General features: G+C 59.7%; 22 protein-coding genes. 12 read left to right on the top strand and 10 right to left on the bottom strand.

Translation table 11 applies throughout. The features are described from left to right. Positions 1-11: 11 nt before the first annotated feature. Both NE357_RS24930 and NE357_RS24925 read left to right on the top strand, forming a co-directional pair. Positions 12-461, top strand: a complete 450-nt coding sequence (locus tag NE357_RS24930; protein WP_169432010.1) for a DUF4879 domain-containing protein — start codon at positions 12-14, stop codon at positions 459-461. A 66-nt stretch (positions 462-527) separates the two neighbouring features. Further along, positions 528-1,079 (top strand): DJ-1 family glyoxalase III, encoded by a 552-nt coding sequence (locus NE357_RS24925; RefSeq protein WP_169432009.1) that lies wholly within the window; start codon positions 528-530, stop codon positions 1,077-1,079. A 5-nt stretch (positions 1,080-1,084) separates the two neighbouring features. Here the strand turns inward: NE357_RS24925 and NE357_RS24920 are convergent, their stop codons facing one another. From NE357_RS24920 to NE357_RS24910, 3 genes are all read right to left on the bottom strand, one after another. Beyond that, a complete protein-coding gene (locus NE357_RS24920; protein ID WP_045121630.1) occupies positions 1,085-1,372 on the bottom strand; it encodes a HigA family addiction module antitoxin in 288 nt (95 codons plus the stop codon). Between the two features lie 14 nt (positions 1,373-1,386). Next, on the bottom strand, positions 1,387-1,665 hold the full coding sequence (locus NE357_RS24915; RefSeq protein ID WP_085747693.1) for a type II toxin-antitoxin system RelE/ParE family toxin: 279 nt from the start codon (positions 1,663-1,665) through the stop codon (positions 1,387-1,389). A 106-nt stretch (positions 1,666-1,771) separates the two neighbouring features. Then, complete coding sequence (locus tag NE357_RS24910; protein WP_169432008.1) at positions 1,772-3,010, bottom strand: MFS transporter; 1,239 nt, start codon at positions 3,008-3,010, stop codon at positions 1,772-1,774. Positions 3,011-3,410: 400 nt separating this feature from the next. Here NE357_RS24910 and NE357_RS24905 point away from each other — a divergent pair, with 400 nt between their 5' ends. The 3 genes from NE357_RS24905 to NE357_RS24895 are packed head-to-tail and all read left to right on the top strand — an operon-like array spanning position 3,411 to position 6,083. Then, positions 3,411-4,847, top strand: coding sequence for a cytochrome ubiquinol oxidase subunit I (locus NE357_RS24905; RefSeq protein WP_169432007.1), 1,437 nt, complete (start codon positions 3,411-3,413; stop codon positions 4,845-4,847). A 3-nt stretch (positions 4,848-4,850) separates the two neighbouring features. Next, the gene (gene cydB / locus NE357_RS24900; RefSeq protein WP_169432006.1) at positions 4,851-5,858 is read left to right on the top strand and encodes a cytochrome d ubiquinol oxidase subunit II; all 1,008 of its coding nucleotides are present in this window, start codon (positions 4,851-4,853) and stop codon (positions 5,856-5,858) included. 57 nt (positions 5,859-5,915) lie between these two features. Beyond that, positions 5,916-6,083, top strand: a complete 168-nt coding sequence (locus NE357_RS24895; RefSeq protein ID WP_007950992.1) for a DUF2474 domain-containing protein — start codon at positions 5,916-5,918, stop codon at positions 6,081-6,083. A gap of 69 nt (positions 6,084-6,152) precedes the next feature. On the opposite strand, the gene NE357_RS24890 is transcribed toward NE357_RS24895, so the two are convergent. Together NE357_RS24890 and NE357_RS24885 are read right to left on the bottom strand one after the other, a co-directional pair. Beyond that, a complete protein-coding gene (locus NE357_RS24890) occupies positions 6,153-7,277 on the bottom strand; it encodes a methyltransferase (RefSeq protein WP_169432005.1) in 1,125 nt (374 codons plus the stop codon). Positions 7,278-7,442: 165 nt separating this feature from the next. Next, entirely contained in the window at positions 7,443-8,156 is a 714-nt protein-coding gene (locus NE357_RS24885) for an autoinducer binding domain-containing protein (protein ID WP_169432004.1), read from the bottom strand. 294 nt (positions 8,157-8,450) lie between these two features. Between NE357_RS24885 and NE357_RS24880 the strand changes: the two genes are divergently transcribed. After that, positions 8,451-9,227: a ferredoxin--NADP reductase gene (locus NE357_RS24880; RefSeq protein ID WP_169432003.1), complete on the top strand. Its 777-nt coding sequence runs from the start codon at positions 8,451-8,453 to the stop codon at positions 9,225-9,227. Positions 9,228-9,259: 32 nt separating this feature from the next. Here NE357_RS24880 and mscL read toward each other — a convergent pair whose 3' ends face one another. Then, positions 9,260-9,673 (bottom strand): large-conductance mechanosensitive channel protein MscL, encoded by a 414-nt coding sequence (gene mscL / locus NE357_RS24875; RefSeq protein WP_102354481.1) that lies wholly within the window; start codon positions 9,671-9,673, stop codon positions 9,260-9,262. 285 nt (positions 9,674-9,958) lie between these two features. Between mscL and NE357_RS24870 the strand changes: the two genes are divergently transcribed. The 3 genes from NE357_RS24870 to radA are packed head-to-tail and all read left to right on the top strand — an operon-like array spanning position 9,959 to position 13,510. After that, a complete protein-coding gene (locus tag NE357_RS24870) occupies positions 9,959-11,500 on the top strand; it encodes a catalase (protein ID WP_169432002.1) in 1,542 nt (513 codons plus the stop codon). A 51-nt stretch (positions 11,501-11,551) separates the two neighbouring features. Continuing rightward, a complete protein-coding gene (locus tag NE357_RS24865) occupies positions 11,552-12,097 on the top strand; it encodes an ankyrin repeat domain-containing protein (protein WP_169432001.1) in 546 nt (181 codons plus the stop codon). Positions 12,098-12,142: 45 nt separating this feature from the next. After that, positions 12,143-13,510 (top strand): DNA repair protein RadA, encoded by a 1,368-nt coding sequence (radA, locus tag NE357_RS24860; protein WP_039771749.1) that lies wholly within the window; start codon positions 12,143-12,145, stop codon positions 13,508-13,510. On the opposite strand, the gene NE357_RS24855 is transcribed toward radA, so the two are convergent. Next, on the bottom strand, positions 13,511-13,879 hold the full coding sequence (locus NE357_RS24855; protein WP_169432000.1) for a PilZ domain-containing protein: 369 nt from the start codon (positions 13,877-13,879) through the stop codon (positions 13,511-13,513). A 159-nt stretch (positions 13,880-14,038) separates the two neighbouring features. Here NE357_RS24855 and NE357_RS24850 point away from each other — a divergent pair, with 159 nt between their 5' ends. From NE357_RS24850 to yjiA, 3 genes are all read left to right on the top strand, one after another. Further along, the gene (locus NE357_RS24850; RefSeq protein WP_169431999.1) at positions 14,039-16,105 is read left to right on the top strand and encodes a carbon starvation CstA family protein; all 2,067 of its coding nucleotides are present in this window, start codon (positions 14,039-14,041) and stop codon (positions 16,103-16,105) included. Between the two features lie 15 nt (positions 16,106-16,120). After that, positions 16,121-16,318: a YbdD/YjiX family protein gene (locus NE357_RS24845; protein ID WP_003228401.1), complete on the top strand. Its 198-nt coding sequence runs from the start codon at positions 16,121-16,123 to the stop codon at positions 16,316-16,318. 162 nt (positions 16,319-16,480) lie between these two features. Then, on the top strand, positions 16,481-17,461 hold the full coding sequence (yjiA, locus tag NE357_RS24840; protein ID WP_169431998.1) for a GTPase: 981 nt from the start codon (positions 16,481-16,483) through the stop codon (positions 17,459-17,461). A gap of 113 nt (positions 17,462-17,574) precedes the next feature. On the opposite strand, the gene NE357_RS24835 is transcribed toward yjiA, so the two are convergent. The 3 genes from NE357_RS24835 to NE357_RS24825 are packed head-to-tail and all read right to left on the bottom strand — an operon-like array spanning position 17,575 to position 20,377. Further along, on the bottom strand, positions 17,575-18,285 hold the full coding sequence (locus NE357_RS24835; RefSeq protein ID WP_169431997.1) for a GntR family transcriptional regulator: 711 nt from the start codon (positions 18,283-18,285) through the stop codon (positions 17,575-17,577). 24 nt (positions 18,286-18,309) lie between these two features. Further along, a complete protein-coding gene (locus NE357_RS24830; RefSeq protein WP_169431996.1) occupies positions 18,310-19,014 on the bottom strand; it encodes a FadR/GntR family transcriptional regulator in 705 nt (234 codons plus the stop codon). Between the two features lie 49 nt (positions 19,015-19,063). After that, positions 19,064-20,377 carry a C4-dicarboxylate transporter DctA gene (locus tag NE357_RS24825; protein ID WP_169431995.1) on the bottom strand — a complete coding sequence of 438 codons (1,314 nt, stop codon included), beginning with the start codon at positions 20,375-20,377 and terminating at the stop codon, positions 19,064-19,066. Positions 20,378-20,597: the final 220 nt, after the last annotated feature.

Here is a 20,597-nt window from a genome sequence, read left to right as displayed (position 1 = left end):
GGATGGATCGCATGAGCAAGGGTTGGATGAAGACCGCTGGACTGATGGCCTTGCTGCTGGCCGGTGTACCGGCGGCACTCGCGGCGTCGGCACCGCCATTGAGCGAGGTGAAAGTCATCAAGGTTCAGTCGGCGTCCTGCGGGCTCGAAGACATTACCGATGGTCAGGTGCAGACCCGCTGCGATCACAGCGCGCCGGGCATCAAGGTTTATGTGCTGGAAATCGGCTATGGCCAGAGCCAGCCGCAAGCGGCACTGGACGGCTTTGAAGTGAACGGCACGCGAAGCCCGGTGTGTGCCTTTGATAACGGCAATCTGACCGAGTGCACGCCCGGCAGCAAAACCGTCGGCTCGCTGTATACCTTCGATCTGGCGGCCCGTCAGGAAGGCACCTTTACCTTCAGCAATACATCGATCAACGCCCCGCGCAACACGATGTCGACCCAGCTTTACATCAAGTAACGGCTGCCGCGAACAGGGCAGGGCAAAGCTGACTACGCTTTAAAGATCACCCAGCGGAAAGCGCCCATGACCTTTAGAGCCCTGATTACCCTCGCCGAGGGCATCGATGATCTGCAAAGCGTGACCCTGATCGACGTGCTGCGCCGGGCCGGCGTCGAAGTGGTAGCGGCCAGCATTGAGGGCCGGCGCATGCTGACCTGCGCCCGAGGCACACGGCTGACCGCCGACGGCATGCTCATTGATGTGCTGGCCCAGACCTTCGACCTGATCGTCCTGCCCGGCGGAGCGGTCGGCGCACAACACCTTGCCGCGCACCAGCCCTTGCAACAATTGCTCAAGGACCAGGCCAGTGCCGGACGCCTGTTCGCCGCCATCGCCGAAGCCCCGGCGGTTGCGCTGCAAAGCTTCGGTGTATTACGTCAACGCCGGATGACCTGCCTGCCCACAGCCAGCCATCAATTGTCCGGTTGTACCTTTGTCGATCAACCGGTGGTGGTCGACGGCAATTGCATCACCGCCCAGGGCTCCGGCGCCGCGCTTGCGTTTGCGCTGACGCTGGTCGAGCAACTGGCGGGCAAGGCCGTCAGAGCGAAGGTAGCGGGGGAGTTGCTGGCCTGAGAAGGTCAGGCGTGAGCAGCGATTGGTTGAATGGCTGGCTGCTCACGGTGCTCGGCTTGCCAAAGGTCGTAATCGGTTTGAACGCCTAGCCACATGCGAGCCTTGCCAATCCCCGCGCGTTCCAGTCGCACGGCCAGATCCGGGCTGATCGGCGCATGCCCGTGCAAAACACGGGAAAGGTGAGGACGAGCGAATCCAAGATGCCGAGCCAATTCGGTCACGCTGATCCCAAGTTCCGGCAATACGTCCATCAGCAGTGTTTCACCGGGGTGTGGCGGGTTGTGCATAGGCATGAGCCTGCCTCCTGTCAGTGGTAATCCAGATAGTCGATCAGTTCGATATCCGAACCTGCAAATCGAAAGATAACCCGCCAGTTCCCGGACACACTGAGTGACCAGTACTCGCAAAGCTCCCCTTTCAGTGGATGCAGACGCCAACCGGGAAGGTCCAGATCCCCGGGAGCCGCTGCGCGATCCATGAACTGCAGCATGCGCGACAGCCGTTTAGCGTGATCGGCACGAATCCCGCGAGTCGAACCGGTTTCATAGAAGCCGCGAAGGCCTTTGTGCTGAAAGGATTTGATCATGCAGCGAGTGTAAGGCGATACATTACACTCAATGCGGTATCTATGTACCGCATCTTTTCGAGCTATTTGTGCTTGGGGGATGGCCCCGCTGGTGGAGCCCGTGAAGCTAGGCCTTCACCTCTTCCACCGGCACATGCATCCGGTCGCGATTGGCCAGGGTCGGGAACAGTTTGATCCAGGTTCCGGTCACCACCAGCGTACCGATGCCGCCCATCACTACGGCTGGCACGGTGCCGAACCAGTGAGCGGTGAGGCCGGATTCGAATTCGCCCAACTGGTTCGAGGCGCCAATGAACAAACCGTTCACCGCGCTGACCCGGCCGCGCATTTCGTCCGGGGTTTCCAGTTGCACGAACGAGGCGCGGATCACCATGCTGATCATGTCCGCCGCGCCCAGCACTACCAATACCGCCAGTGAGAACCAGAACGACGTCGACAGACCGAAAGCGATGGTAGCCACACCGAATACACCGACGGCAGTGAACATCACCCGTCCGACGTTTCGCTCGACGGCAAAGCGCGCCAGGAACAGCGACATCATCAACGCCCCGACCGCCGGCGCCGAACGCAGCAACCCCAGGCCCCATGGACCGGTCAGCAGAATGTCCTTGGCGAACACCGGCAACAATGCCGTAGCGCCACCGAGCAGCACCGCGAACAGGTCCAGCGAAATCGCCCCGAGAATGTCCGGGCGGCTGCGAATGAAACGGACTCCCGCCAACAACGAATCGAGTGTCGCCTTGCCTTTGTTCAGCGGGGTCTGTCGCGCGGGCAGATTGAGCATCAGTGTGCAGGCGATGACGTACAGAACGACGGTCGGGCCATACACCCAGACGCTGCCGAAGGCATAAAGCAGACCGCCAAGGGCCGGGGCGACGATGGTGGCCGATTGCTGCGCGGATTGCGCGGCGGCGACCGCCCGTGGGAACAGCGCACTGGGCACGATGCTCGGCAGCAGCGCCTGGGTGGTCGGCATCTCGAACGAGCGCGCGGCGCCCAGCAGGAACGCCAGGATAAAGATCATTTCCCGGGCGACCTGATCGGTAGCGCTGCCGATAGCCAGTGCCAGGGCGATCAAGGCCTGCAGCGACTGGCAGATCGCCGCGACCTTGCGCCGATCGTAGCGATCGGCAACGTGGCCGGTGTGCAGCATGAACAGTACCCGCGGCGCGAACTCCACCAGCCCGACCAGCCCAAGATCGAGCACGTTGCCGGTCAGTTGATAGAGGTTCCAGCCGATCGCCACGGTGAGCATCTGAAAACCGCTGGCGGTGAAGATCCGGGCAAACCAGAACGCAAGAAAGGGACGGTGGTGGCGTAACAGCAAGGGCTCTTGGCTGGGCATCTGCGGGCCGGTCTTGATCGAGGGGAATCGCGAGATTATCACCAGTCTGTAACAGAAAGTTGCCATAACAAAAAAATTAGTTAGCCAGACATCGATTTTTCGGTATCCGGACAACAGATCTGGCCAAGGATGTATTTCGGGGCGTTGCCAGGCCTGTGAGGCAACTTGTCACGCGGCAAAAGACCACGCGGTTCCCCGTCGGAAATGGGACTACTCTTTCTACGTTGATTGATCCAGATCAAGACCCTTCGTGGAACTGATCGGTGATCCGTCGGCAGACTCCCTGCGTCGCGATGCCTGTAAAAAGAAGAACGAATCCGAGTTCGCCGCACTCCATACCCGTGGGGGCAGTGGTTCAAGGCCGCCAGCCTTGGAACCGTTATCTGATAGAGGAAAGCTTATGTTCGGTTTAGAGGCACTAGATCTCGCCCGAATCCAGTTCGCGTTCACCATCTCGTTCCATATCCTGTTCCCGGCAATCACCATCGGTCTTGCGAGCTATCTCGCGGTGCTGGAAGGCCTGTGGCTGAAAACCGGCAACGACACCTACCGCGATCTCTACCATTTCTGGTCGAAGATCTTTGCCGTCAACTTCGGCATGGGCGTGGTCTCGGGGCTGGTCATGGCCTACCAGTTCGGCACCAACTGGAGCCGCTTCTCGGACTTCGCAGGTTCCGTCACAGGGCCTTTGCTGACCTACGAGGTGCTCACGGCGTTCTTCCTTGAAGCCGGTTTCCTCGGCGTGATGCTCTTCGGCTGGAATAAGGTCGGGCGCAAGCTGCACTTCTTCGCCACGGTCATGGTTGCCATCGGCACGCTGATTTCGACGTTCTGGATTCTTGCCTCCAACAGCTGGATGCAGACGCCGCAGGGCTTCGAGATCGTCAACGGCCAAGTGATCCCGACCGACTGGCTGGCAATCATCTTCAACCCGTCATTCCCCTATCGCCTGATGCACATGGCGACGGCGGCATTCGTCGCAACGGCGTTCTTCGTCGGTTCGTCGGCCGCCTGGCACCTGCTGCGTGGCAAGGACAACCCGGCGATCCGCACCATGCTGTCGATGGCAATGTGGATGGCGTTGATCGTCGCACCGATCCAGGCGGTCATCGGCGACTTCCACGGCCTCAACACCCTCAAGCACCAGCCGGCGAAAATCGCCGCGATCGAAGGTCACTGGGAAAACGTCGGTAACGAAGCGACGCCGCTGATCCTGTTCGGCTGGCCGGACATGAAGGAAGAAAAGACCAAATACGCCGTCGAGATCCCGTACCTCGGCAGCCTGATCCTGACCCATTCGCTGGACAAGCAAGTCCCGGCGCTCAAGGAATTCCCGCCGGAAGACCGGCCGAATTCGACCATCGTGTTCTGGTCGTTCCGGATCATGGTCGGCCTCGGCTTCCTGATGATCTTCACCGGCCTCTGGAGCCTGTGGCTGCGCAAGCGTGACACGCTCTACACGTCGCGGCCGTTCCTGTATCTGGCGTTGTGGATGGGGCCGTCCGGTCTGATCGCGATTCTGGCGGGCTGGTTCACCACTGAAATCGGTCGTCAGCCATGGGTGGTCTATGGGCTGATGCGTACGGCGGATGCGTCGTCCAACCACAGTTTCATGCAGATGAGCATCACGCTGATCATGTTCGTGGTGGTGTACTTCGCACTGTTCGGTGCGGGTCTGGGCTACATGATGCGTCTGGTGCGCAAAGGGCCGAAGACCGACGAGGGCAAGGAGACCAACGAGGGTGGTCCTGGCCAGAAACGCACGCCGGCCCGTCCGTTGTCCGCTGCCGACGACGATGGCGCCGAACACGACCGCAGCCTGACCAAGGAGATTTGAGTCATGGGTATTGATCTTCCGCTGATCTGGGCCGTGATCATCATCTTCGGGATCATGATGTACGTGGTCATGGACGGTTTCGACCTGGGGATCGGGATTCTCTTCCCGTTCATCCCCGGCAAGACCGACCGCGATGTGATGATGAACACCGTCGCCCCGGTGTGGGACGGCAATGAAACCTGGCTGGTACTGGGGGGCGCTGCGTTGTTCGGCGCGTTCCCGCTGGCCTATTCGGTGGTGTTGTCGGCGCTGTATTTGCCGCTGATTTTCATGTTGATCGGGCTGATCTTCCGCGGTGTGGCGTTCGAGTTCCGCTTCAAGGCCAAGGACGACAAGCGCCACCTGTGGGACAAGGCGTTCATCGGTGGTTCGGTGGCGGCGACGTTCTTCCAGGGTGTGGCGCTCGGCGCGTTCATCGATGGTTTGCCGGTGGTCAACCGGCAATACGCCGGCGGTTCACTGGACTGGCTGACGCCGTTCACGCTGTTCTGCGGCGCCGCGCTGGTGGTGGCGTATGCCTTGCTCGGCTGCACCTGGTTGATCATGAAGACCGAAGGCAAGTTGCAGGAACAGATGCATGACCTGGCGCGTCCTCTGGCCTTCGTGCTATTGGCGGTGATCGGTGTCGTCAGTCTGTGGACGCCGCTGGCCCATCCGGAAATTGCGACGCGCTGGTTCAGCATGCCGAATCTGTTCTGGTTCATGCCGGTGCCGATTCTGGTGCTGGTGACGATGTACGGTCTGATTCGCGCGGTGGCGCGCAATGCCAACTACATGCCGTTCCTGCTGACCCTGGTGCTGATCTTCCTCGGCTACAGCGGTCTGGGCATCAGCCTGTGGCCGAACATCGTGCCGCCGTCGATCTCGATCTGGGACGCCGCCGCACCGCCGCAAAGCCAGGGCTTCATGCTGGTGGGCACGCTGTTCATCATCCCGTTCATCCTGGGTTACACCTTCTGGAGCTACTACGTGTTCCGCGGCAAGGTCACCCATGAAGACGGTTATCACTAGTGGTGATCACGATGGCGCCGGTAGCGGCGCCATTTCCCTCAACCGGAGGATGAAAGCATGACCGGCAAACATTCCCTGCACGACATTGAAGAAGCCGAAAAAAAGCCGCTGTGGCAGCGGCTCGGCTGGTTGGCGATGATCTGGGTCGGCAGCGTCGGAGCACTGTTCATCGTCGCCAGCCTGATGCGCATGTTCATGAACGCCGCAGGCCTGACCACGCACTGAGACTTCCCATCCCGCTGCCTTGCGGCACGGACTTTTGACCCTCCGACCGGAGGGTTTTTTTTGCCCGGATTATTTGCGCGCCTTGAGGATCACGAATTTCGGTGTGGCCGCGACCTGCTCGACACCCCGGAACAGCCGCGCCAGCTTGCTGTGATAACCCAGGTGACGGTTGCCGACAATGTACAGCGCACCACCGACCACCAGCGCTTCGCGGGCCTGCTGGAACATGCGCCAGGCGAGGAAGTCGCCGACCACCTGTTGCTGGTGGAACGGCGGGTTGCACAACACTACGTCCAGCGACTGCGCTTCCTGTCCGGCCAGGCCGTCACCGGCGCGCACGATTACATCCCGCTCGCCCAACGCCGCGCGCCAGTTTTCGGCAGCGGATTGCACGGCCATGAACGACTCGTCCACCAGCGTGTAATGCGCATCGGGGTTTTGCAGGGCGCTGGCAATGGCCAGTACGCCATTGCCGCAGCCAAGATCCGCGACTCGCGCTGAGCCGAGGTTTTTCGGCAGGTGCGGAAGGAAGGCGCGGGTGCCGATGTCCAGCCCTTCACGGCAGAACACGTTGGCGTGGTTGAGCAGTTCGATGGCCGGCTCGTCGAGGCGATAGCGGGTCGGGTAGGGCGAGACGGCGGGGGCCTTGGTCTCGGGCGTGGCGATCAGCAATCGTGCCTTCTTCACTGCCAGCGAAGCCTGAACCGGGCCGATGTAGCGTTCCAGCAAATCACCGGCGGCACGGGGCAAATGCTTGACCATCGCCGCTGCCACCACTTGCGCGCCGGGGGCCAGTTGGCCCTGCAAGCGAATCAGTTGCTCCTCCAGCAGCGCCAGGGTTTTCGGGACACGGATCAGCACCCGGTCAAATGGCCCGACCAGCGGCTCGCTGGCTGGCGTGCCGCGCAGTGCATCGAACGCCAGGCCATTGCGCAACAGGTTTTTTTCCAGGCCCTGAAACGCCAGGAACGAATCTCCGCTGGTGCTGACCTGCACTTTGCCTGAGAGGCTGATGGCCAGCGCTCCGAAACTGTCGTTGAGCACCAATACTCGGGTATCCGCCGGCAGATTCTGTTCGGCCAGATGATTGAGCAGGTATTCGTCGGCTGCGTCGAAGGCTTGCAGCGGTTCGTTCTGCTGTTCGGGCTGGCGGATCAGATCAAGCTGGGCGAAGGGCGTATCGAGCAAAGGCATGGGGCGGGGACTCTGGGTAATCAACGGGTGTACCGCGGCCCTGAGTGTCGTGCGGCGGAACCGTCCAGGTGAACAGCGGCGCGAAGTTTGGCGTCATCACTCAGGAAGGTCGTAAATGGTACTTTTTTTTCGACGGCATTACTTGGTTGTTTTTGGTGATCCCGACTAGATGATCCCCGCCTTGGCGGCGGCAATGACTGCAGAGATCTTGTTGCAGACGTTCATTTTCACGATCACGTTCTGCACGTGATAGTTCACGGTGCGCTCACTCAGGCTGAGGATTCTCGCGGTTTCATAAGCTGTCTTGCCACAGGCGCAGAGTTTCAGCACTTCGACCTCTCGTGCAGACAGGCGAGGCGGTCTAGCCTTCTCGGGCCGTGAAGGAAGCGTACTGGCGAAGAGTTCGCTCAGATGGCGGGTGACGTAGAGCATGTAGCCAAAATGCTCGTACAACTCGATCGAAGTGATCGGGCAGTGAGGCCGGGCCAGGCTGAGGATACTGCACAGACCGCTTTCTTCGTGATGAAAGGATTGCGACCAGCCGTGCTCCAGTCCCTGGTCCTTTAACGACTTCCACAACTGTGGTGTTTTTGAAAATAACTCTTTGCTCCAGGAAATGGGGAGCATTGAGCGAGTGCAGTGTGTGACTACCGGATCAAACTCCCAGTGGCTTTCCTCCTCATATTGTTTATTCCAGGCTGGAGGGTAGTTATTGAAGCGCAAGGGCTTTTGCAGTGTATTTCGATCAGGTGAAGTGATTGAAATGCCGCAGAACTGGAAGCCTATGTTTTTGGCAAATGTCAGCAGAATCGGGTAAGCAGTATCAATTCTCGTGGCAAATGTCAGCTGCTTTATCTGCGACTCCTTCCAAATTTCCATTTGAAGATTCTCCGATATTTTTCGCTGGGGTGCGATTTTGGATCCAATACTCGTGCACGAAAACGAGTGTAGGACGCTTCCTACAAAAGTGTTTGGAATTTTTCGCTCTTAGATTGGAGATAATTAGTCGTTTGTGATTAGCCGCCTATGCATCATTAAATGCAGATCATAATTTCAAGAATTGAACTATGTCATTGTGCCAGTAGTTATTGGCGTCATTAACCACTACAAATTGTCCGGTTTTTTATTAGGCTTTATTGCGGGACACTGTGACCTTGGCCCAGGGAGGTACCGATGACCGCCAGTGCAGAAAAAATCAGCCGCCAGACCTTGATCGATGTACGACCACTGACGTCCAGCCTGTTTACATTGCGTACGACCCGAGACGCGGGCTTTCGCTTTCGTGCCGGACAGTTTGCCAGGCTCGGCGTGACCAAGGATGACGGCAGCACGGTTTGGCGGGCCTACTCCATGGTGTCTTCGCCGTTCGATGAGTTCCTTGAATTCTTTTCCATCGTGGTACCCGGCGGGGAGTTCACCAGTGAGCTGAGCCGGCTCAAGGCGGGCGATACATTGCTGGTGGATCGCCAGGCCTTCGGCTATCTGACGCTGGATCGTTTCGTCGATGGCCGCGACCTCTGGCTGTTATCCACGGGCACCGGTGTGGCACCATTTCTGTCGATTTTGCAGGACTTCGAGGTCTGGGAAAGATTCGAGCGAATCATCCTGGTGTACAGCGTGCGGGAAGCCAGGGAACTGGCTTATCAACAGCTGATCGGCGAACTCACGCGGCGCGATTACCTGGCCGAATACGCGCACAAGTTTCAGTTCATCCCGGTCGTGACGCGTGAGTCGCATGCCGGTGCCCTGAACGGGCGTATCACCACCCTGATTGAAAACGGTGAGCTGGAGCGCGCGGCCGGGGTCAACCTTGATCCGCTCAATTCTCGGGTCATGCTGTGTGGCAATCCGCAGATGATCGATGACACTCGGGCCTTGCTCAAGCAGCGAGGCATGAGCCTCAGCCTGACCCGTCGGCCAGGGCAGGTGGCGGTGGAAAACTACTGGTAAAGAAACGGCACCCTCGGGTGCCGTTTCAGTCTTCAAGGCCGGTTGTTCTGGGCCTTGAGCAAGTCGCGTATCTCGCCCAGCAACTCTTCTTCCTTGGTCGGAACCGGTGGCAGGGTAGGTGCCACGGCCTCTTCGCGCTTCAGGCGGTTGATGGCTTTTACGCCCATGAAAATCGCGAACGCGACGATGACGAAGTCCAGAATGCTCTGAATGAACTTGCCGTAGGCCATCACGACCGCAGGGGCGCTGCCCTCGGCGGCTTTCAGGGTTATTGCCAGGTCACTGAAGTCCACCCCACCGATCAGCAGGCCGATTGGCGGCATGATCACGTCACCGACAAACGATGAAACGATTTTGCCGAAGGCCGCGCCGATGATGATACCGACGGCCATGTCGACCACATTGCCTTTGACCGCGAAGGCCTTGAACTCGCTAAGCACGCCCATAGTTATTTCCTTGTTACAGATGAGTTTGGTGTCAGCAGTGTAAATCAGCAAAACGCGTCGTGCGCGAAACACCTTCTTACAATGCCCGCATTTATCGACACATCGATTCGCCATTAGTTTGCAAAGTGCCACTAATCGCGCGCGAAATACGCTGCAAGCCGCTGATCTGGAAGAAAAATTAATCAATCATCGCGTTACGATCTTTCTATTTATGTTTGGCTGATCGAGCTTCTAGCCTCTGTCTGGCGCACCTGGATGCGCCTCAAAAAACAGAGGAGCCTGAAAATGAATTCCACTCTTGGCCTCGGGGCTGTTCCCCATCGCCGTACGTTTGGCGTACTCGCCGCCAGCCTGCTGACCTTTTCCGTGAACGCCGCGCCCCTGACCCGGGATAACGGTGCAGCGGTGGGCGACAACCAGAACTCGCAAACCGCCGGTGCCAACGGCCCGGTGCTGTTGCAGGACGTGCAACTGATCCAGAAGCTGCAGCGCTTCGACCGCGAGCGCATTCCCGAGCGTGTCGTGCATGCTCGTGGCACCGGTGCTCACGGCACGTTCACTGTAACCAACGATCTCAGCGATCTGAGCAAGGCCAAAGTGTTCGCCGCCGGGCAGGTAACGCCGGTGTTCGTGCGTTTTTCTGCTGTAGTGCACGGCAACCACTCCCCCGAAACCCTGCGCGACCCGCGGGGCTTCGCGACCAAGTTCTACACCGCCGACGGAAACTGGGATCTGGTGGGCAACAACTTTCCGACGTTCTTCATCCGTGATGCGATCAAGTTCCCGGACATGGTGCATGCGTTCAAGCCGGACCCGCGCACCAACCTTGATGATGACTCCCGTCGCTTCGACTTCTTCTCCCATGTCCCTGAGGCCACCCGCACTTTGACCGAGCTGTATTCCAACTCAGGGACGCCAGCCAGTTATCGGGAGATGGACGGTAACGGTGTACATGCCTACAAGTTGGTCAACGACAAGGGCGAAGTGCATTACGTGAAGTTTCACTGGAAAAGTTTGCAGGGGATCAGGAATCTCGATCCGCAACAAGTCGTAAAAGTTCAGGGTCAGGATTACAGTCATATGACCAATGACCTGGTAGCGAATATCAATAAAGGCAATTTTCCGAAGTGGGACTTGTACGTCCAAGTTCTGAGTTCGCAAGATTTGTCCAAGTTTGATTTCGATCCATTGGATGCAACCAAGATCTGGCCCAATGTTCCTGAGCGAAAAGTTGGACAAATGGTGTTGAACCGTAACCCTTCGAATGTCTTCCAGGAAACTGAGCAAGTTGCCATGGCACCTGCCAATGTTGTTCCCGGTATCGAACCTTCGGAAGATCGCTTGTTACAAGGTCGAGTGTTCTCTTACGCCGATACTCAAATGTATCGCCTGGGTGCCAATGCCCTGCAATTACCCGTCAACGCTCCAAAAGTAGCGGTGAACAATGGTAATCAGGATGGGGCGATGAACTTCGGTGCCAGCAGCACGGGCGTTAACTACCAGCCGAGCCGCTTGCATCCGCGTGAGGAGCCACAAGGCGCACGGTATAGCCAGTCGTCCCTGCAAGGCAGCACTCAGCAGACGAAGATCCAGCGCGAGCAGAACTTCAAGCAAGCCGGTGATCTGTATCGATCCTTCAGCAAGAAGGAACGTCAGGATCTGATCGAGAGCTTTGGCGGTTCGCTGGCGAGCACCGATGATGAAAGCAAGCACATCATCCTGTCCTTCCTCTACAAGGCCGATCCGGAGTATGGCGCCGGTGTGACCAAGGTGGCCAAGGGGGACCTTGGCCGGGTCAAGGCTTTGGCGGAAAAACTGGTCGACTGAGAGGCACCGCGAGGCCCGTGACGGGCCTCGCACCTTACAAGGAGGCGACTCATGCGCATTTATCTTTCGCTGTTGCTGGGCTGTCTGTCGTTCGCGGCCCTTGCAGCTCCGGCCGAACAGGATTCAGCGGCGCTCAAGGCGCAACTGCAGGACTACTATTTCAACGCTGCAAGGGAGGGGAATGTCGCCATGCTCGATACGTTTATCGAGGCAGGTTATTCGCTGGATACGCGCGATCCCAAGGGTTACACCGCACTGATGCTGGCGGCGTATCACGGCGAGGGCGAGGTTGTGGACAAGCTGCTGGCTGCCGGAGCCGATGCCTGTGCCCGGGATCAGCGTGGCAACACAGCCCTGATGGGGGCGATCTTCAAGGGAGAGGTACAGATTGCCCGGCGTCTGATGGCTACCCGATGCAACCCGGATCAGCGTAATGATGCCGGCCAGACGGCGGCCATGTACGCCGGGCTGTTCAAGCGCGCGGAAATGCTCGAAGCCCTCAAGGCAAGAGGCGCCGATCTGAACGCAGAGGATCCGTTGGGCAACAGCGCCGCGCGTCTGGCCAGCGGGGAAATCCGTACCGCCGAGCCGCGCTGATCGGCGACAGCTGCGTTATCATCGCGGTTTTTGTCGGGGGTTCAGATGGCCAAGGCCAAGCGCATGTACGGCTGCACCGAGTGCGGCGCAACCTTTCCCAAGTGGGCCGGGCAGTGCGGCGAATGCGGCGCCTGGAACACCCTGACCGAAACCATGGTCGAGAGCGGCGGTGCCGCCGCCCCGAGCGGGCGCACTGGCTGGGCGGGGCAACAGGCGCAAATCAAGACCCTGGCCGAAGTCAGCATCGAAGAGATCCCGCGTTTTTCCACAGCCTCCGGCGAGCTCGACCGGGTGCTCGGCGGTGGTCTGGTGGACGGTTCGGTGGTGTTGATCGGCGGTGATCCCGGTATCGGCAAGTCGACGATCCTTTTGCAGACCCTGTGCAACCTCGCCAAGACCATGCCGGCGCTGTACGTCACCGGTGAAGAGTCCCAGCAACAAGTCGCGATGCGCGCACGTCGCCTTGGCTTGCCGCAGGATCAACTGCGGGTCATGACCGAAACCTGTATCGAAACCATCATCGCCACTGCCCGCCAGGAAAAACCCAAGGTGATGGTGATCGACTCGATCCAGACAATCTTCACCGAACAACTGCAATCGGCACCGGGCGGCGTGTCCCAGGTGCGTGAAAGTGCGGCATTGCTGGTGCGTTACGCCAAGCAAAGCGGCACGGCGATTTTCCTGGTCGGTCACGTGACCAAGGAAGGCGCATTGGCCGGGCCACGTGTTCTGGAACATATGGTCGATACCGTGCTGTATTTCGAAGGCGAGTCCGATGGCCGGTTGCGCCTGCTGCGGGCGGTAAAAAACCGTTTCGGCGCGGTCAACGAACTCGGCGTGTTCGGCATGACCGACAAGGGCCTGAAAGAAGTCTCCAACCCTTCGGCGATTTTTCTTACCCGCGCTCAGGAAGAGGTCCCGGGCAGTGTGGTGATGGCAACGTGGGAAGGCACCCGGCCGATGCTGGTGGAAGTCCAGGCGCTGGTGGATGACAGCCACCTTGCCAACCCGCGCCGGGTGACCCTGGGGCTGGATCAGAATCGTCTGGCGATGTTGCTGGCGGTGCTGCACCGTCATGGCGGCATTCCGACCCACGATCAGGACGTGTTCCTCAACGTGGTCGGCGGGGTGAAGGTGCTGGAAACCGCGTCCGATCTGGCGCTGATGGCCGCCGTCATGTCGAGCCTGCGCAACCGTCCGTTGCCTCATGACTTGTTGGTATTTGGTGAGGTCGGCCTGTCCGGCGAAGTGCGCCCGGTGCCAAGCGGTCAGGAGCGATTGAAGGAAGCCGCCAAGCACGGCTTCAAGCGCGCGATCGTGCCCAAGGGCAATGCGCCGAAGGAAGCGCCTCCAGGCTTGCAGATCATTGCGGTGACGCGTCTGGAGCAGGCGCTGGACTCGTTGTTCGAGTGATCAGACGTCAATCAGCGCCGCGAGCTCGCGTTCCAGTTCGGTTTCGTCGGCCAGATTGAGTTCGATGAGGCGACGCAGGCGCTGAATCGACTCCAGGCTGATATGCCGACACACGAAACCGAGCTGGCCGTGATCTTCATGAGCCAGTTGCACATCCATCTCGATGTGCACATCCTCGCTCAGATGAATGTCGACGAAAAAATCCTTCTCGGGATTGCCCAGCCAGGGCTCGGGTCGCTCGATCAACAGCCCCTTGAGCGACAGGTCGATCAGATTCACCGGCCAGATGTACTCGCCCTGGCTCAATTCGGTTCTGGCATGGAACGCGATACGTTTGAAGCGGCGGCGCTCGGACGGGTGCTCGCTCATGGCGCAATCCTCTGGACGGTTCGCTGACTATAGACCCGCCACGTCGAGTGTTGCCAGTCAGGCAGGGCGTCCGACCAATGTCGGGGTATGGCCTTTGGCGCCAACAGCGCTAAACTCGGGGTGGCTGTCTTTCTTGTCCACCCTGGCTGGAATAATAAAATGAAAAATAATAATAGCCTGCTACGCCACTTACCCTGGCTGCTGCTGGCAATCGTAGGAGCGTGCGCCCTGGGCGTAGTGGCATTGCGCCGAGGCGAGGCGATCAACGCCTTGTGGATCGTGGTCGCCGCCGTGGCCATTTATCTGGTTGCGTACCGTTACTACAGTCTGTTCATCGCTAATAATGTGATGCAACTCGATCCGCGTCGGGCCACCCCCGCCGTGCTCAACAATGACGGTCTGGACTACGTTCCAACCAACAAACACATTCTCTTCGGTCACCACTTCGCGGCCATCGCCGGCGCGGGGCCTCTGGTCGGCCCGGTACTGGCGGCGCAGATGGGCTACCTGCCCGGTACGCTGTGGCTGATCGCCGGCGTGGTGCTGGCGGGCGCGGTGCAGGACTTCATGGTCCTGTTCATGTCGACCCGTCGCAACGGCCGTTCCCTGGGTGACATGGTGCGTGAAGAGATGGGCCGTATCCCCGGCACCATCGCGCTGTTCGGCTGCTTCCTGATCATGATCATCATCCTCGCGGTGCTGGCGCTGATCGTCGTCAAAGCTCTGGCCGAGAGCCCGTGGGGCATCTTCACCGTGATGGCGACCATCCCGATCGCGATGTTCATGGGCATCTACATGCGCTACATCCGTCCGGGCCGCATCGGCGAGATCTCGGTGATCGGCGTTGTTTTGCTGCTCGGTTCGATCTGGCTGGGCGGGCAGATTGCCGCTGACCCTGTATGGGCCAAGGCCTTCAGCTTTACCGGTGTGCAAATCACCTGGATGCTGATCGGTTACGGTTTTGTCGCGGCGGTACTGCCGGTCTGGCTGATCCTCGCCCCGCGTGACTATCTGTCCACGTTTCTCAAGATCGGCACCATCATCGCCCTGGCGATCGGCATCCTGGTCACCATGCCCGAGCTGAAAATGCCGGCGCTGACCCAGTTCGTCGACGGCACCGGCCCGGTGTGGAAGGGCGGCCTGTTCCCGTTCCTGTTCATCACCATCGCGTGCGGTGCGGTATCGGGTTTCCACGCGCTGATCTCGTCCGGCACCACGCCGAAGCTGCTGGATAACGAAACCAACGCCCGCTACATCGGTTACGGCGGCATGCTGATGGAATCGTTCGTGGCCATCATGGCCATGGTTGCGGCCTCGGTGATCGAGCCAGGCGTGTACTTCGCCATGAACAGCCCGGCCGCCGTGGTGGGCGGCGATGTGGTGGCGGTGGCGACCGCTGTCAGCAACTGGGGCTTTGCAATTACCCCGGAAGCCCTGCAAGCCGTGGCACATGACATCGGTGAAACCACCATTCTGGCCCGTGCCGGTGGTGCGCCGACCCTGGCGGTCGGTATCGCGCAGATCCTGCACAGTGTCCTGCCGGGTGAAAACACCATGGCGTTCTGGTACCACTTCGCGATCCTGTTCGAAGCGCTGTTCATCCTGACGGCCGTCGATGCCGGTACCCGTGCCGGTCGCTTCATGCTGCAGGACCTGCTCGGCTCCTTCGTACCGGCGCTGAAGCGTACCGAGTCCTGGACCGCCAACCTGATCGCCACCGCCGGTTGTGTGGCCATGTGGGGCTGGTTGCTGTATCAGGGCGTGATCGACCCGCTGGGTGGCATCAACACCTTGTGGCCGCTGTTCGGTATCTCCAACCAGATGCTGGCCGGTATCGCACTGATGCTCGGCACCGTGGTCCTGATCAAAATGAAGCGCCAGCGCTACATCTGGGTCACCCTGCTGCCGGCCGCCTGGCTGCTGATCTGCACCACGACCGCAGGCTTCATCAAGCTGTTCGACGCGAACCCGGCGATCGGCTTCCTGTCGCTGGCCAAGAAGTACAGCGATGCGCTGGCCGCAGGCCAGGTGCTCGCACCGGCCAAGAGCGTCGAGCAGATGCAGCACGTGATCTTCAACGCCTACACCAACGCTACATTGACCGCGCTGTTCCTGTTCGTGGTATTCAGCATCCTGTTCTATGCGCTCAAGGTCGGCATCGCCGCCTGGGGCAAAAAAGAGCGTACGGACAAAGAATCGCCATTCCAGGCCCTGCCGGACGCGTAACCAGAGGATTGCACCATGTTCAATGACCTGAGTCGCCTCGGTAAATACCTCGGTCAGGCCGCGCGCCTGATGGTCGGCATGCCCGACTACGACACGTACGTCGAGCATATGCAAACCAAACACCCGGACAAACCGGTGATGAGCTACGAGATGTTCTTTCGCGAACGTCAGGAAGCTCGTTACGGTGGCAAGGGTGGGCCGAAGTGCTGTTGATCTGACAGCCTTCGGTTGATGCAGTCCCCAACTGTGGGAGCGGGCTTGCTCGCGAAAGCGGTGTGTCATTGAGCAATGATGTCGACTGACACGACCCCCTTCGCGAGCAAGCCCGCTCCCACATTTGTTTTGTGTTGTTCATCAATTTTGTGAAGGGGATCGATGTTGTCTTCTCCAATACCCGTAACGGTGCTCAGCGGTTTCCTCGGCGCCGGCAAGACCACTTTGCTGCGCCATCTGTTGAAAGCCGAGCACGGCCTGAAAATCGCCGTGATCGAAAACGAATTCAGCGACGCCGGCATCGATACCCAATTGCTGGGCGACGAGCCGGTGCAAGTCATGACCCTGGCCAACGGCTGCGTCTGCTGCACCATCCACACCGACCTGACCAAAGCCCTGTACCTGCTGCTCGAACGGCTGGACAGCGGTGAAATCGCCTTCGATCGACTGGTCATCGAGTGCACCGGTCTGGCCGACCCGGCGCCAGTGGCACAGACGTTTTTCATCGACGAAGAACTGCGCGAGCGTTATCTGCTCGACGGCATCATCACCCTTGTCGACGCGGCTCACGCCGAGCTGCACCTGACCCAGACCATCGCCCAGGCGCAGATCGGTTTTGCCGACCGCTTGCTGGTGAGCAAGACCGATCTGGTGGACGAAGCCGCGTTCACCGCGCTTAGCGAACGCCTGACGCGCATCAATCGACGTGCGCCGATCCGTGTGGTCGAACACGGCAATATCGATCTGGCGGAATTGCTCGATGTACGCGGTTTCAACCTCAACGCTGATCTCGGTGGCGGCGTGAGTTTGCGCCCGGTGAGCAAGGCGCCGTCCATCGACCGGATTTCCAGCCTGGTGCTGCGCACCGATCAACCGCTGGATATCGATCAACTCAGCGAGTTCATGAATGAATTGCTGGAAGAGCACGGCAAGCAATTGCTGCGCTACAAAGGCGTGCTGAACATTGCGGGCGAAGATCGGCGGCTGGTGTTCCAGGGCGTGCTGAAACTCTACGGCTTCGACTGGGACACCGAGTGGGCCGAGGGTGAGGCGCGGGAAAGCGTGATTGTGTTTATCGCTGACGATTTGCCGGAAGAGAAAATCCGGGCGGGGTTTGCCAGGGTGGCTGCACAGCAAAACTGAATTTGTGAAGGCTCGAAAGGCCTCTTCGCGAGCAAGCCCGCTCCCACAGTAGAACGCATTCTGTCAGGAGGAATGCAGTTCATTGTGGGAGCGGGCTTGCTCGCGAAGGCGTTCTAACCAGCAACACAATATCCAGATTCTGAACCCAGCAACGTCTGCTCAAGGTGATCCAGATGCCGATTCATCAGCATGCCGGCTTTTGAAATATCTCCGCGCTCCACCGCCTCGACAATTTCAAGGTGCTCATCCCATGCGCAACATCTGTGCGTCTGCTTATCGCATCGCGCAATTGCCAGTGAGGTCAACGGCACCAGCGTGCCGAGAAAATGCGCCAACGGTGCATTCCGCGCCATCTTCGCCAACTGCAAATGAAACTCTCCAGACAGGCGAATCGCCGCCCCCCGTCGATCTTTATCCACGGCCTGGCGCTCGCGTTCGATCAAGGCGCGTAGACGTTTCAGATCATCAGCCTGCGCATGCTGACAAGCCAGTCGCACCAGCGTGGTCTCGGCCAGGCGTCGGGCGTGAAGGGCCTGGCGCGTCTGTTCGGCGTCCGGCGCAGCAACCCGTGGCCGATGGTTGGCCCGTAGCACGATGATCTGCTCGTGGGAAAGTTGGGTCAGCACCCGACGCACATCGGCGCGGCTGACACCGAACATCTGCTTCAGGCTCTCTTCGGTAAAACGGCTGGCGGCATCGAGGCGTTGTTCGAGGATCGCGTCGAACAGTCGCGGATAGAGGTCGTCCACCGGCGTTTGCAGGCGGGAGAAGGGCAGGGCCGCCGAGGTCGGGCGAGGGTGCGACGGCGTGGCAAGACTGTTCATGGCCGGTCTCCAGTGTGAGGCGTTTCAGTGGCTCAGGTTGTCATCCGGAATATTCAGCTCGATCCCCATGCGCTGGCCCTCGCGCAGGATATGCCGGCGCATTTCGGCGCTGGCCTGGGCGCTGTTCTTGCTGCGGATCGCGCGTACCACGGCTTCGTTTTCCTCAAGGCGTTCGGCCAGGTGCTCCGGCGAATTGCGCAGCACTTCGGCGCTTTGCTTGAGGGCATTGCTGGTCTGTTGCACCACGCTCTGGAAAATCGGGTTCGAGGTCAGGGTGAATAATTCCTCGTGGAAGGCGATGTAGGCGCTGACCCCGGCCTCGCTGTCGCCCGCTTCGAGGGCTTCGCGCATGTCCATCAAGGTCAGGCGCAGTTGCCCGACTTCCTTGCTGCTGATCGACTGCGCCACCAGACCGACAATGAATGGCTCGAGGGTGTAGCGCAGTTGCAGCACGTCCTCGAGGCTGGCGCCGGCCACTGCGCTGTCGTGGCTTTGGCTGTCACTGGCCTGGGTGTCGAGGACCACCACGCCTTTGCCCGGCATCGAGCGCACCAAGCCGAGGGTTTCCAGCACGATCACCGCTTCGCGCAGGCTCGGGCGGCTGATGCCCAGTTGTTCGGCCAGTTCGCGCTGACCCGGCAGCATCTCGCCGCAGCGCCACTGACCACGGGCCAGTGCGGCCCTGAGTTTTTCCACCACTGAGTTGACGACGGTTGATGTAGTAATCACGTGTTCGCTCCATGAGCCGTGCCTGCATTGGCGCAGGCACGGCGCTCATTCAGAATTCTTTGGCCGCCGCTTGAGCGACGTTTTTTCTCGGCTGAAAGTTATAGCCCTGCTCGCCGTTGAGCACCTTGTTCGCCCGCTGCACGTCGATGTCCTTTTCCCAGCGGGCGATGGCCACGGTGGCGACGCAGTTGCCGATCAGGTTGGTCAGCGCCCGGCCGATGCCCATGAACCAGTCCACCGCCAGCACCAGTACCAGACCGACCACCGGGATCGCCGGGATGGCCGTCAGCGTGGCCGCCAGAATCACCAGTGCCGACCCCGGAATGCCGTGGGCGCCTTTGGAGGTGATCAGCGATACCAGCAAAATCGTCAGCAGATCGGTCATGGCCAGCGGCGTACCGGTGGCGTTGGCGATGAACACGATGGCCAGGGTCAGGTAGATCGAAAAACCGTCGAGGTTGAACGAGTAACCGGTGGGAATCACCAGCCCGACGGTCGAGCTGCCGATGCCCAGATGTTCAAGCTTGCGCATGATTTGCGGCAGCACGGCGTCGGAGGAGGCGGTGCCCATGACGATCAGCAGTTCTTCGCGCAGGTACTTGAGCAGCGGCCACATGCGCAGGCCGGAGGCACGCATTACCAGACCGAGAATCACGCTGACGAACGCGATGCACGTCAGATAAAACAGGCCGACCAGACTGCCCAGGTGTTGCAGCGAATCGAGGCCATATTTGCTGGTGGTGAAGGCGATGGCGCCGAACACGCCGATCGGCGCCAGACGCACGATCATGCCCATGATCCGGAAGATCACATGGCTCAGCTCGTTGATCAGCCGCGAGATCCCGGAAGCCGCTTCACCCACCAGATTCAACGCGCTGCCGAACAGCACCGAGAACAGCAGCACTTGCAGGATGTTGTTGTCGGCAAAGGCGCCGAGCACCGACGTCGGGATCAGGTCCATCAGGAACTGGGTCGTGGTGTGCAGGTGCTGGCCGCGTTCGGCGATGTCGCCCATGTCGGCGGCGGACAGTTGCTCCAGATGGATATTGGCGCCGCTGCCGATCCCGGTGGTGAAGGCGAACACCAGACCGATCACCAGGGCGATGGTGGTCAGTACTTCGAAGTAGATCACCGACTTGAGACCGATGCGCCCGACCTTTTTCAGGTCGCCGGCGCCGCTGATGCCGCTGACCACCACGCAGAACACGATCAGACCGATGAGCATCTTGATCAGTTTGATGAAACCGTCGCCGAGCGGTTTGAGCTGGGCCGAGTATTCAGGAAGGGTCAGCCCGCAGACGATGCCGAGCATCAGTCCGAGAACCACTTGGAGGAAGATTGAACGCGAGCACCATCTGAGCATGGGAGGAATCCTGGTCGGTGTCCTGGCTGCCGTGCGCGGGGCGCATCAGATTCAGGACTTAATTATTGTGGTCTTACCGGTATGTCCAGTGCGGGTGCAGTCTAGGCCCTGTTTTTTACGGATCGCAAGTGAAAAGTGACGAATTGGCATGACCGGTCTGACCAGTTGGGCGCAATGCCCCGACCTTGAGCTATTTCCAGTTGGAAACTTTTTTGCGGAC

This window comes from Pseudomonas sp. G7(2022), assembly GCF_052660475.1.
Note: the sequence above shows the minus strand (reverse complement) of the source record. Positions and strands in the feature narration are given on the sequence as shown.

Excerpts from the sequence above, each read along its gene's own strand:
- NE357_RS24930 (WP_169432010.1), top strand. The coding sequence starts at position 12 with ATGAGCAAGGGTTGGATGAAGACCGCTGGACTGATGGCCTTGCTGCTG.
- NE357_RS24925 (WP_169432009.1), top strand. The coding sequence starts at position 528 with ATGACCTTTAGAGCCCTGATTACCCTCGCCGAGGGCATCGATGATCTG.
- NE357_RS24920 (WP_045121630.1), bottom strand. The coding sequence starts at position 1,372 with ATGCCTATGCACAACCCGCCACACCCCGGTGAAACACTGCTGATGGAC.
- NE357_RS24915 (WP_085747693.1), bottom strand. The coding sequence starts at position 1,665 with ATGATCAAATCCTTTCAGCACAAAGGCCTTCGCGGCTTCTATGAAACC.
- NE357_RS24910 (WP_169432008.1), bottom strand. The coding sequence starts at position 3,010 with ATGCCCAGCCAAGAGCCCTTGCTGTTACGCCACCACCGTCCCTTTCTT.
- NE357_RS24905 (WP_169432007.1), top strand. The coding sequence starts at position 3,411 with ATGTTCGGTTTAGAGGCACTAGATCTCGCCCGAATCCAGTTCGCGTTC.
- cydB (WP_169432006.1), top strand. The coding sequence starts at position 4,851 with ATGGGTATTGATCTTCCGCTGATCTGGGCCGTGATCATCATCTTCGGG.
- NE357_RS24895 (WP_007950992.1), top strand. The coding sequence starts at position 5,916 with ATGACCGGCAAACATTCCCTGCACGACATTGAAGAAGCCGAAAAAAAG.
- NE357_RS24890 (WP_169432005.1), bottom strand. The coding sequence starts at position 7,277 with ATGCCTTTGCTCGATACGCCCTTCGCCCAGCTTGATCTGATCCGCCAG.
- NE357_RS24885 (WP_169432004.1), bottom strand. The coding sequence starts at position 8,156 with ATGGAAATTTGGAAGGAGTCGCAGATAAAGCAGCTGACATTTGCCACG.
- NE357_RS24880 (WP_169432003.1), top strand. The coding sequence starts at position 8,451 with ATGACCGCCAGTGCAGAAAAAATCAGCCGCCAGACCTTGATCGATGTA.
- mscL (WP_102354481.1), bottom strand. The coding sequence starts at position 9,673 with ATGGGCGTGCTTAGCGAGTTCAAGGCCTTCGCGGTCAAAGGCAATGTG.
- NE357_RS24870 (WP_169432002.1), top strand. The coding sequence starts at position 9,959 with ATGAATTCCACTCTTGGCCTCGGGGCTGTTCCCCATCGCCGTACGTTT.
- NE357_RS24865 (WP_169432001.1), top strand. The coding sequence starts at position 11,552 with ATGCGCATTTATCTTTCGCTGTTGCTGGGCTGTCTGTCGTTCGCGGCC.
- radA (WP_039771749.1), top strand. The coding sequence starts at position 12,143 with ATGGCCAAGGCCAAGCGCATGTACGGCTGCACCGAGTGCGGCGCAACC.
- NE357_RS24855 (WP_169432000.1), bottom strand. The coding sequence starts at position 13,879 with ATGAGCGAGCACCCGTCCGAGCGCCGCCGCTTCAAACGTATCGCGTTC.
- NE357_RS24850 (WP_169431999.1), top strand. The coding sequence starts at position 14,039 with ATGAAAAATAATAATAGCCTGCTACGCCACTTACCCTGGCTGCTGCTG.
- NE357_RS24845 (WP_003228401.1), top strand. The coding sequence starts at position 16,121 with ATGTTCAATGACCTGAGTCGCCTCGGTAAATACCTCGGTCAGGCCGCG.
- yjiA (WP_169431998.1), top strand. The coding sequence starts at position 16,481 with ATGTTGTCTTCTCCAATACCCGTAACGGTGCTCAGCGGTTTCCTCGGC.
- NE357_RS24835 (WP_169431997.1), bottom strand. The coding sequence starts at position 18,285 with ATGAACAGTCTTGCCACGCCGTCGCACCCTCGCCCGACCTCGGCGGCC.
- NE357_RS24825 (WP_169431995.1), bottom strand. The coding sequence starts at position 20,377 with ATGCTCAGATGGTGCTCGCGTTCAATCTTCCTCCAAGTGGTTCTCGGA.